The 255-nt window shown below is 49.4% G+C and carries 1 pseudogene; it reads left to right on the top strand.

From position 1 onward, the window contains the following. Positions 1 to 215 (top strand): annotated as a pseudogene (locus HAQ05_RS28995) (hypothetical protein); the annotation flags it as partial. Between the last annotated feature and the right edge of the window lie 40 nt (positions 216 to 255).

Raw genomic sequence — 255 nt, 5'->3', positions numbered from 1 at the left:
CGAGGGTTTACTACACGGTTGACTTTGGCTTTCCGCAAGACGAATACCTGTTGATAAACAACTTCGGGATGCCTATGAATGCCGGTAGCGCCATTCCCAGGAACCTCTATTGTTGGTGGGATTTTCCCAACAGCAAGCTTTATGCAATAACGGCTGCTTCTTCGAACCCGACCGCATTCTTTCTTCCCGCGTTATTCGCAAAGATGAACGCTTAACTTTCAAGGACACTGCGCATGCCCTGGTACAGATCGGGCA

It is taken from the genome of Pseudomonas typographi, assembly GCF_014694385.1.
GTDB classification, from domain to species: Bacteria; Pseudomonadota; Gammaproteobacteria; order Pseudomonadales; family Pseudomonadaceae; genus Aquipseudomonas; species Aquipseudomonas typographi.
The sequence above is the reverse complement of the archived record's forward strand: the minus strand, read 5'-3'. Positions and strand labels throughout refer to the sequence as shown.